At 75.3% G+C, this 8,924-nt stretch carries 11 protein-coding genes; 5 read left to right on the top strand and 6 right to left on the bottom strand.

Features of this window, described 5'->3' with window-relative positions; genetic code table 11:
• Nucleotides 1-196 (bottom strand): hypothetical protein (locus tag ACFCX4_RS16060; RefSeq protein ID WP_376142767.1); only part of this gene is annotated, 196 nt, incomplete at its 3' end.
• A gap of 79 nt (nucleotides 197-275) precedes the next feature.
• On the bottom strand, nucleotides 276-833 hold the full coding sequence (locus ACFCX4_RS16055) for a SigE family RNA polymerase sigma factor (protein ID WP_376142765.1): 558 nt from the start codon (nucleotides 831-833) through the stop codon (nucleotides 276-278).
• Between the two features lie 245 nt (nucleotides 834-1,078).
• Between ACFCX4_RS16055 and ACFCX4_RS16050 the strand changes: the two genes are divergently transcribed.
• Complete coding sequence (locus tag ACFCX4_RS16050; RefSeq protein ID WP_376142763.1) at nucleotides 1,079-1,843, top strand: hemerythrin domain-containing protein; 765 nt, start codon at nucleotides 1,079-1,081, stop codon at nucleotides 1,841-1,843.
• A gap of 175 nt (nucleotides 1,844-2,018) precedes the next feature.
• Here the strand turns inward: ACFCX4_RS16050 and ACFCX4_RS16045 are convergent, their stop codons facing one another.
• Complete coding sequence (locus tag ACFCX4_RS16045; protein WP_376142761.1) at nucleotides 2,019-3,779, bottom strand: FAD-dependent monooxygenase; 1,761 nt, start codon at nucleotides 3,777-3,779, stop codon at nucleotides 2,019-2,021.
• A 117-nt stretch (nucleotides 3,780-3,896) separates the two neighbouring features.
• On the opposite strand from ACFCX4_RS16045, the gene ACFCX4_RS16040 reads away from it, so the two are divergent.
• Together ACFCX4_RS16040 and ACFCX4_RS16035 are read left to right on the top strand one after the other, a co-directional pair.
• Nucleotides 3,897-4,553 (top strand): TetR/AcrR family transcriptional regulator C-terminal domain-containing protein, encoded by a 657-nt coding sequence (locus tag ACFCX4_RS16040; protein WP_376142759.1) that lies wholly within the window; start codon nucleotides 3,897-3,899, stop codon nucleotides 4,551-4,553.
• A 103-nt stretch (nucleotides 4,554-4,656) separates the two neighbouring features.
• Nucleotides 4,657-5,097, top strand: a complete 441-nt coding sequence (locus ACFCX4_RS16035) for a hypothetical protein (RefSeq protein ID WP_376142757.1) — start codon at nucleotides 4,657-4,659, stop codon at nucleotides 5,095-5,097.
• Nucleotides 5,098-5,187: 90 nt separating this feature from the next.
• Here the strand turns inward: ACFCX4_RS16035 and ACFCX4_RS16030 are convergent, their stop codons facing one another.
• Nucleotides 5,188-5,790 carry a DUF6891 domain-containing protein gene (locus ACFCX4_RS16030; RefSeq protein ID WP_376142755.1) on the bottom strand — a complete coding sequence of 201 codons (603 nt, stop codon included), beginning with the start codon at nucleotides 5,788-5,790 and terminating at the stop codon, nucleotides 5,188-5,190.
• 76 nt (nucleotides 5,791-5,866) lie between these two features.
• Here ACFCX4_RS16030 and ACFCX4_RS16025 point away from each other — a divergent pair, with 76 nt between their 5' ends.
• A complete protein-coding gene (locus ACFCX4_RS16025) occupies nucleotides 5,867-6,829 on the top strand; it encodes a DUF1152 domain-containing protein (RefSeq protein ID WP_376142753.1) in 963 nt (320 codons plus the stop codon).
• A 156-nt stretch (nucleotides 6,830-6,985) separates the two neighbouring features.
• Here the strand turns inward: ACFCX4_RS16025 and ACFCX4_RS16020 are convergent, their stop codons facing one another.
• Nucleotides 6,986-7,531: an FHA domain-containing protein gene (locus ACFCX4_RS16020; protein ID WP_376142751.1), complete on the bottom strand. Its 546-nt coding sequence runs from the start codon at nucleotides 7,529-7,531 to the stop codon at nucleotides 6,986-6,988.
• A 341-nt stretch (nucleotides 7,532-7,872) separates the two neighbouring features.
• On the opposite strand from ACFCX4_RS16020, the gene ACFCX4_RS16015 reads away from it, so the two are divergent.
• Nucleotides 7,873-8,343: a pyridoxamine 5'-phosphate oxidase family protein gene (locus ACFCX4_RS16015; RefSeq protein WP_376142749.1), complete on the top strand. Its 471-nt coding sequence runs from the start codon at nucleotides 7,873-7,875 to the stop codon at nucleotides 8,341-8,343.
• A 42-nt stretch (nucleotides 8,344-8,385) separates the two neighbouring features.
• Here the strand turns inward: ACFCX4_RS16015 and ACFCX4_RS16010 are convergent, their stop codons facing one another.
• Nucleotides 8,386-8,742, bottom strand: a complete 357-nt coding sequence (locus ACFCX4_RS16010) for an arsenate reductase family protein (RefSeq protein WP_376142747.1) — start codon at nucleotides 8,740-8,742, stop codon at nucleotides 8,386-8,388.
• Nucleotides 8,743-8,924 lie beyond the last annotated feature (182 nt).

Below are 8,924 nucleotides of genomic sequence, written 5' to 3'. Positions count from 1 at the left end.
AGGCTGTCACGACCGTGACCGCCACCACGGCGGCCCGGACCAGCCACCGACGGCGGCGCTGCAGCCGCACCCCGGCCCACCGCACCTGCGGGCCCACCCAGGGCACGGGGGGCTCGGGCTGCTCCAGCACGGTGCGGAACAGCCTGCCCATCTCCTCGGCGCCGAAGTACCCGTCCTCCCGCTCCTCCTGACCCATCGCCCGTTCCCTTCCCTGGTGCGCCTGCGTGGTGCGTTCCCTCGTGCGTTCTTCGTCATTCCCGGAGCCGGTCCCGGGATCAGCCCGAGGCGATCTCGTACAGCGAGTCGCCCAGGATCGTCCGCAGCTGGGCCAGGCCCCGGTTGGTCGCGGACTTCACCGCGCCGGTGGTCTGCCGCAGCGTGGCCGCCGTCGACTCGATGGACTGGTCCTCCCAGAACCGCAGCACCAGCACGGCCCGGTAGCCCGGGCTGACCTGCGCCAGCGCCGCCAGCAGGTCCAGCCGCCGGTCCGGGTCGGCCGGATCCCGGTCGCCGGACGGCCATCCGTCGGCGGGCCGGCCGCCGCCCCGGCCGCCGCCCTCCACCAGGACGGTGAGGTCGGGTGCGGCCACCTCGTACGAGCCGCGCCGCCGGCGGGTGTCCACGTAGGAGCGGACCAGGGTGGTGCGGGCGTACCCGTACGCGGCCTCCTGGGCGCGCAGCCGGGGCCAGCGGGCGTACAGCTTCACCAGGGTGGTCTGGACGAGGTCCTCGGCGAGGTGCCAGTCCCCGCACAGGAGGTAGCCGGTCCGGCGCAGCGCGGCGTACCGGGCCACGACGAACTCGTCGAACAGCCGTTCGTGCTCCGGTGACATCCGTCGCCGCCCCCCGTCCCGGCGCACGCCCCGGCGCGCCCTCCTCCTGATACACGGGGCGGGGGCGTCGGAATGTTGCGCCGCGTTCGCCCGGGCGTTCGCAGGAGCGGTGCGAACGGCCGCTGAGCTGCACGTCAATCGGACATTGATTGGTCTCTGATGTCCTCTCACCACTGTGGTGGGAGCGCCAGCCCGCCAGTTGTGTCAGGTCGGGCCGAGCCCGGCCCAAGCGTGAAGAGAGTGCCATGCCCAGCTACCTGCTGCCCGTAGCGTCCCCGGTGTCGCCGGCCGTGCCCGCCCAGGGTGCTCCGGCGCACGACTGCACCGCCGACGAGGAACCGCAGGACATCCGGTTCGCCGGGCTGCGGCTGGTGCACGCCGCGCTCCGCCGGGACCTCGCCCGGCTGCCCGTCGCGCTGCGGTTGCTGCAGCCCGGCGAGGACGAGAAGGGTGCCGCACTGCTGCGGCACTGGACCTTCGTCACCGCGATGCTGACCTGCCACCACGAGCAGCAGGACACGCGGATCTGGCCCATCGTCCGCCGGTTCGCGCCCGAGCTGCGGCTGCTGCTGAACTGGCTGGAGTCGGACCACCACAACCTCGACCACTCGTTCACCCGGGTCACCACCCTGGTGCGGATCGCCAGCAGGGACACCGGGTCGGTCTGGCCGGTGGCCTACGCCATCGAGGACCTGGCCGCCCGGCTGGAGACCCACCTGCGGATCGAGGAGCGTCAGCTGCTGCCGCGGATGGAGCGGGTCTTCGCGCAGACCTCGCGGGTCGGCAGCCTGCCCGAGCTGCTGGACGTGCTGCACTCGGCGGACGGCCCGGGGACCCCGGACGCGCTCGCCTGGCTGCTGGACGGGGTCGAGCCGGAGACGGTCGAGCGGCTGCTCGCCGACTGCGACGACATGGTGGCCCGGCACTGGCCGCACTGGCAGGCCACCTACCAGCGGTGCACGGAGCCGCTGTGGGGGCCGGCCGGCGCCTGGGGCGAGGCCGGGGAATGAGCGGCGGGGCCTTTTCGGGCCGTTGATCTACGCGCGTGGCACATGCCATGGGCGTATGCCGTGGGGGTGCTCCGGGTGGGCCGGCGCGGTTCGGCGCGGTACCGGGTGGGCCGGCGCGGTACCGGGGGTGCCGTACCGGGGCCCGGCGTCGGGGCCGGGTGTCGGGCGCCCGGGCTCAGTGCAGGCCGAACCGGGCCAGGTACCCGGGCAGGTCGGCCGGGTCGTGGGTGGCCAGGCCCAGGTAGCCGTCCGGCCGCACGACGAACAGGCCCGGACCGTACGTCCGCTCCGCGGGACCGCCGTCCACCCGGTGGCCGCGCACCCCGGCGGGCAGCTCCGGCACGGCGCGGCCGATCGCGAGCACGGTGAACTGCGGGCCGCGGAACAGCTCGAAGAGGCGCCGCGGGCCGCGGCCGGCCGTCGGTGCGCCGTCCCTGACGCGGGTGTCGCTCGCGCCGCCCCGGTCGTCCGTGCGGGCCCTGTCGTCCGTGCGGGCCCTGTCGTCCGTGCCGTCCACCGGCCCGCCGTCCAGCACGGAGCCGTCCAGCGGGGCGTCGGGTGCCCGTTCGCCGGCCCGTAGCGCCTCCTCGGGCAGGCCGGTGCGCGCCTCGACGGTCAGCGGTCCGTCCTCGTAGCCGAGCCCGAGCTGCTCGGTGCGCGGCCCGCGCCGCACCCTGCCGTCCCGGACCCCGCCCGCCCGGTGCAGCCTCGTGGAGAGCTCCAGGACGTCGGCGGCGATCGGCAGACGCTCCTGCTCGTAGCTGTCCAGCAGTGCCTCGTCGGCGCCGTGCCGCAGGACCTGGCCGAGCTTCCAGCCCAGGTTGTACGCGTCCTGGACACCGGTGTTCAGACCCTGGCCGCCGGCGGGGGAGTGGATGTGCGCGGCGTCGCCGGCCAGGAGGACCCGGCCGGCGCGGAACCGCTCGGCGAGCGCCGCACGGGGCCGGAAGCCGGACGCCCAGTGCACCTCGCCGACCGCCGACTCCGGCAGGTGGGTGCGGGCCGCGATCGTCCGCCGAACTCCCTCCGGCGTGGTGTCGGGCACCGCCGCGCCGCCCTCGTCCCGTGTGCCGTCCTCGTCCCGTGCGCTGCCCTCGTCCCGTGCGCCGTCCCGGCCGTCCTCCCCGTCTTCCCCGTCGAACCGGGCGAACAGCTGGAAGGCGGTGGTGCCCGGCAGCGGGCAGAGCAGCAGCGGGCCGCCGGGCGCCTTCGGCCAGACGTGCCAGTTCGCACGGTCGAGGCCGTCGACCTCGACGTCGGCGACCAGTGCGGGGCGCGGGTCGACCTGCTCGCCGGCCATGGCGACGCCGACCGCCCGGCGGACGGTGGAGCGGCCGCCGTCGGCGGCGACCAGGTAGCGGGCGCGGACCGTCCACCCGGTGCCGTCCGGGCCGGTCAGCCGCGCCTCGACCCGGTCGGGGTACTGGTCGAGGCCGGTCAGCGCGGTGCCGAGGACCACCTCCCCGCCGAGTTCGCGCAGCCGGTCGTGGAGCAGCTCCTGGGTGCGCCACTGCGGGAGCATCCAGGCCGCGGGGAACGGCACGGCCGGGTCCGGCTCGGCGCGGCCGACGAGGTCCCACTCGCCCTGCCGCTCGCCGTTCTCCCAGCTGAGCATCCGGGGGTAGGGGCGGCCGGCGGCGTGCACGGCGGTGAGCAGGCCGAGGTCCTCGAAGACCTCCTGGGTGCGGGGCTGGAGCCCCTTGCCGCGCGAGCCCGGGAACAGGGCCGCGTCCTTCTCGATCAGCAGGGCGCGGACCCCGCGCCGGGCCAGGTCGCAGGCGAGGGTGAGCCCGGTCGGGCCGGCGCCGACGACCAGGACCTCGGTCCCGGTGCCGCTCCCGCTCCCGCTCGGGCCTCCGGTCCCGGCCTGCGGCGCGGTCGCGGGGGCGGTGCCGTACCCGGAGTCGCTCCGGTTCCGGTGCTGGGCGTGCGCCATCGCACACTCTCCTTAACGTTGTTAAGTGGCGGACGTCCAGAAGCATGGGCTTAACGGTGTTAAATTGTCAACGCCGCGGGAGAAGGCCCGCCGGGAAGCCGTGGAAGGAAGCGCGACATGCCACCGAAGCTCGACCGCGCCCAGGTGGTCGACACCGCCCTGCGGCTGCTCGACGAGACCGGGCTGGACGGCCTCACGCTGCGCCGGATCGCCACCGAACTCGACGTCAAGGCCCCCGCGCTCTACTGGCACTTCGCCAACAAGCAGGCGCTGCTCGACGAGATGGCCACCGAGATGCTCCGCCGGACGTACGCCGGGCCGGCCGTCGTCCCGGACAGCTGGCAGGAGGCGCTGCTGGTCTCCTCCCGGACCCTGCGGACGGCGCTGCTCGGTTACCGGGACGGCGCCAAGGTCTTCAGCGGCACCCGGCTCACCGACTACGGGCACACCGAGGGGCAGCACGCCCTGCTCACCGCGTTCGACCGCGCCGGCTTCGAACTCGCCGACGCCGTCGTGGCCTTCACCACGGCCTACGCGTTCACCATCGGCTTCGTGATCGAGGAGCAGGCCGTCCACCCGGTGCCGGGCGAGCGGGCGCCGGGCTACGACCCGGAGCTCCGGGCCGCGGCCATCGATCCCGGGCACGGGCTCGCCGCGGCCGCCGGCCGGGAACTCTTCGGCGACTTCGGGCAGCGCTTCGAGCGCGGCCTGGCGATCGTGGTGGCCGGGGTCGAGGCCTCGCGGCACCCCCCTCTGCTCCCACCCGCCCCCTAGGGGACCCCGGTCCGCGGCGGCCGGGGAGCTCCGGGGCGGCCCAGGGGTCGGGTACCGCCGGTGGCCGATGCCCGGCGGCCGGCGCCCGCCTACCGTCGGTGCCATGACCAGCGAGCCCACCAGTGAGCCCGATTCCCCGCTCCGACAGCAGCGCCGGACGGCAGCCGTCCGTCCGGACTCCCGCCGCGCCCGCCGGGTGCGGTCCTTCCGCCCGGCAGCCCTCGTGGCCGGCGCCGTCCTGGTGCTCGGCGCCGGCCTCACGGCCTGCGAGGGCGGCGCCGCGCTCTGCCTGGACGACGACAGCTGCGAGGTCGTCGTCCACACCGACAGTGCCGAATCCACCCGCTCCGTCGAGGTGTTCAGCGGCGGCCGGAAGCTGAACCTGACCGTCGGCCGGATCACCGACAGCACGGTCGAGATCAAGCTCGGCAACGAGACCAAGACCTTCACCGAGGACGTCGAGACCACCATCGGCCCCGCGAGGATCACCCTGCGCAGCGCCCACGCGAAGGACCGCGCGGCCGAGTTCCACGTCGTCCGCTGAGCCTTCTCCCCGCCCGCCCGGCGGGCGGACGGGGAGAAGGCGGGAAGAAGGGGCCGACCGGGCCGGGCAGGGCCCGGAGAGGCGCGGCCGCTACTCCGGCAGGCGGTTGAGCCAGGTGATCGGCGCGACCGCGATCGCCGTCTCGGGCGAGCCGTCCCAATCCGCCGGGAGTCCGGCCGCCTTCAGCGCCGCGACGACCTCGTGCCCGACCGCGGCCGTCCGCCGCACGGCCGCCTCCGTCGGCTCGCCGTCCAGCTGGAACCCGCCGTACCGCAGCATCAACGGGCCGCCGTCGACGGCCCGTTCGGTGTCCTGCTGATGGAAGAACACGAAGCCGCGGGAGTCCTCGTCGGCCTCGCCCCCGATCTCGGCGTAGCCGCAGTTCGCGCAGCAGGTGAAGTCCATCGCGGCGACGATGCCCCGTTCCTCCAGGGCGTCGAAGGCGGTCTCCAGCCGGTCGACGTCGGTCGTCTCCGGCCAGGAGGCCTGCTCCTCCAGACGCTCCCGCCACAGCGGAGCGACGATCCGCTCCGCCTCCTCCACCGTCAGCCCCTGGTCGTCGAGGTCCTCGACCAGGGACTCGGCTATCTCGTCCGGCTCCTGGAAGCCGCACCGGATCAGTTCGCGGGCCCGATCCTCGGCGTCCCGCAGTACCTCGGCGGCAAGGGTGCTCTGTACGGTGTCCTGGTCCATGGGAGCAATCCAAGCACCCGGCACCGACAGTCCGGACGGCCCGCGGACCGCCCCCGCGCGGTGCTACCGTCCCCCGGTGACCTCCCTCCTCCAGCCCCCGCTGATCACCCGTCTGCTCGCCGCCGAGCGCATCCTGATCGCCGGAGCGGGCGGTGGCTTCGACGTCTACGCGGGCCTCCCGCTCGCCCTCGCGCTCCGCGCGGCCGGCAAGGAGGTGCACCTCGCCAACCTCTCCTTCAGCGAGCTCCACGCCCTGCCCGCCGACGTCTGGCAGGAGCCCGACCTGGCCCTGATCGGCCCCGACACCCCGGCTCCCGAGGGCTACTTCCCCGAGCGGACGCTGGCCCGCTGGCTGCGGCTGCACGGCATGCCCGACGCCGTCTGGGCCTTCTCCAGGACCGGTGTGCAGCCGCTGCGCGAGGCCTACCGGGCCCTCACCGGCCGCCTCGGCACCGACGCCGTCCTGCTGGTCGACGGCGGCACCGACATCCTGATGCGCGGTGACGAGGCCGGGCTCGGCACGCCCGAGGAGGACATGGCCAGCCTCGCCGCGGTGGCCGGCCTGACCGAGGTCCCCGAGCGGCTGGTCGCCTGCCTCGGCTTCGGCATCGACGCGCACCACGGCGTCAACCACTCGCTGGTGCTGGAGAACCTCGCCGCGCTCGACCGGGCCGGCGGCTACCTCGGGGCCTTCTCCGTCCCGCGCGACAGCCGCGAGGGCACGCTCTACCTGGACGCCGTCGAGCACGCCAGGGCGGCCTTCCCGGAACACCCGAGCATCGTCCAGGGCTCGGTGGCGGCGGCGCTGCGCGGCGGGTTCGGCGACGTCCGGTTCACCGACCGGACGAAGGGCAGCCGGCTCTTCGTCAATCCGCTGATGACGCTCTACTTCGGGGTCACGGTGGAGGCGCTGGCGGCCGAGCACCGGTACCTGGACCGGCTGGAGGGGACCCTCTCGATCCGGCGGATAGCGAGCCTCATCGCCGAGTTCCAGGACTCCCTGCCCGCCCGGCGTCCGCCCCGGCAGTTCCCGCACTGACAGGCTCCGCGCACGGTCGGACGCCGCCGCCGGGGAGGCCGGCCCGGCCGGGACCGCCGGGGCGGGATCCGGCCGGTGGCCCGGGTGCGGCCCGCCCGGGTGCGGGACGTCCGCGAGCTGCCGGACCGGGGTACGGGGCTCGGCCCGTCGCGGGGCTCAGCCCGCCGCGAGCCGGAACGCCAGATTGCCGAACCGCACCTGGTCGCCCGGCCGGACCCGCACCCCGCCGACGATCCGGTACCCGTTGACGTGCGTGCCGTTGGTCGAGCCCAGGTCGTACAGCACCCAGGCGTCGCCCTCCCGGCGCAGCTCGGCGTGGTGCCGCGAGACCGACGCGTCGTTCAGCCGCAGCCCGGAGCCGGGGATCCGGCCGATGGTCAGCTGTGCGGCCCCGGCCTGGGGGAGGCTCAGTCCCGGCAGCCGCTCGGCCCGCCACGCCTCGCCCAGCCGCACCCCGAAGGCGGAGATCCGGCCCACCGCGCGCAGCACGAAGCGCGCGACCGGGTTGCCGGCCGGCAGGTCCGCCATCACCGCGTTCAATTCGGCGCGGCTGCCCGCGTGGAGCACGAGGTCCAGCCGCCCGAGGAACGTGTCGTGCGACAGCCGGCCGTTCCCCGCGCCCTCCCGCAGCACGTCGAGAGCCTGGTCCCGCTCGGCCTCGGACGGCCGGACCACCTGTGTCCGGTTCTCACGCGACATCATGACCCGATTGTCAGACCGCTCATGTGGGCCTGTCCAGATTCCCCGGGCCGCCACTCGGACGCGAACCCGTCACCGGCCGCCGCGCCGGTCCCTGGCCCTGGCCCTGTACCGGTCCCTGTACCGGTCCCTGTGTCGGCCGTCGCGCCGGACGGCCCGGCCCCGCCGTACCGAACGCCCGGGTTCCACCGCAGCGAACGCCCCGGCGCCGGACCCGGAACTCTCCGGCCGTTCGTTCCGCGCCGCCGCCCGCGAGCCCTCGCGGCCCGCCCCGGGAGGGGGCCGCCGGGCCGCCCGCCCGGCGCCGGACGGCGGCCGTCAGTGCCCGGTGCCACACTGGCGCCATGGCTACCTGGCAGGATTTCGAGCACGAGGCCCCGGACCTGGCCCCCGCCGTGCGGGCGCGTTTCGAGGCCAACAAGCACCACGTCCTGGCGACGCTCCGCAGGGACGGTTCGCCCCGGGTGAGCGGGACCGAGGTGGACTTCGTCGGCGCCGACCTGATGCTCGGGTCGATGCAGGGCGCGGTCAAGGCGCTGGACCTTCACCGCGACGCCCGCTTCGCGCTGCACAGCAACCCGAGCGACGAGACGCTGGCCGACGGTGACGCCAAGGTGTCCGGCCGGGCCGTCGAACTCACCGACCCGACGGACCTCGCCGCCTACGAGGCCGAGCTGCCGGAGCCGCCGCCCGGCCCGTACCACGCCTTCCGGCTGGAGCTGGAGCAGGTCGTGCACACCACCGTCGAGAACGACGCGGTGCGGATCAGCTCGTGGCGGCCGGGCGAGCCGGTGCGGCGGTTCGAACGCCGCTGACGCCCGGACCCACCGGCCGCCCTGCCCGTCCGCCGCCGGCCGTCACGGCAGGACGGACCGGAGCGCCTCGGGCGTGCGGGCGACCACGGCGTGGCCGTCGTCGGCGGTGATGATCGGGCGCTGGATGAGGACGGGGTGTTCGGCCATCGCCCCGAGCCAGCGGGCCCGGTCGACCGGCTCCCGGCCCCACTGCTTCATGCCGAGCTCCTTGGCCACCGGCTCGTCGGTCCGGGTGATGTCCCACGGCTCCAGACCCAGCCGCTCCAGCACCTGCTCCAGCTCGGCGACGCTCGGCGGGTCCTCCAGATAGCGCCGCACGGTGTACTCGACGCCCGCGCCGCTGAGCTCGCTCAGCGCGGTACGGCACTTCCCGCAGCGCGGGTTGATCCAGATCTCCATCCCGCCAGCCTACCGACCCCGCCCCGTCCGGCCCCGCCCCGTGCGGCCCCGTGCGTGCCGTCCGCCCCGGCCGGCGTCCCTGCCCTGTCGTTCGCCGCCGTCCGCCGTCCGCCGTCCGCCGTCCGCCGTCCGCCGCCCCGCCGCGGACGTGCGCCCGACCCGGGAACTACCCTCCGGCCACC

The sequence above is a fragment of the Kitasatospora sp. NPDC056327 genome, assembly GCF_042261735.1.
Taxonomy (GTDB): Bacteria; Actinomycetota; Actinomycetes; order Streptomycetales; family Streptomycetaceae; genus Kitasatospora.
Note: the sequence above shows the minus strand (reverse complement) of the source record. Positions and strands in the feature narration are given on the sequence as shown.

Bases quoted from the DNA above. Each gene is read 5' to 3' on its own strand.
- ACFCX4_RS16055 (WP_376142765.1), bottom strand. From the start codon at position 833: ATGTCACCGGAGCACGAACGGCTGTTCGACGAGTTCGTCGTGGCCCGG.
- ACFCX4_RS16050 (WP_376142763.1), top strand. From the start codon at position 1,079: ATGCCCAGCTACCTGCTGCCCGTAGCGTCCCCGGTGTCGCCGGCCGTG.
- ACFCX4_RS16045 (WP_376142761.1), bottom strand. From the start codon at position 3,779: ATGGCGCACGCCCAGCACCGGAACCGGAGCGACTCCGGGTACGGCACC.
- ACFCX4_RS16040 (WP_376142759.1), top strand. From the start codon at position 3,897: ATGCCACCGAAGCTCGACCGCGCCCAGGTGGTCGACACCGCCCTGCGG.
- ACFCX4_RS16035 (WP_376142757.1), top strand. From the start codon at position 4,657: ATGACCAGCGAGCCCACCAGTGAGCCCGATTCCCCGCTCCGACAGCAG.
- ACFCX4_RS16030 (WP_376142755.1), bottom strand. From the start codon at position 5,790: ATGGACCAGGACACCGTACAGAGCACCCTTGCCGCCGAGGTACTGCGG.
- ACFCX4_RS16020 (WP_376142751.1), bottom strand. From the start codon at position 7,531: ATGATGTCGCGTGAGAACCGGACACAGGTGGTCCGGCCGTCCGAGGCC.
- ACFCX4_RS16015 (WP_376142749.1), top strand. From the start codon at position 7,873: ATGGCTACCTGGCAGGATTTCGAGCACGAGGCCCCGGACCTGGCCCCC.
- ACFCX4_RS16010 (WP_376142747.1), bottom strand. From the start codon at position 8,742: ATGGAGATCTGGATCAACCCGCGCTGCGGGAAGTGCCGTACCGCGCTG.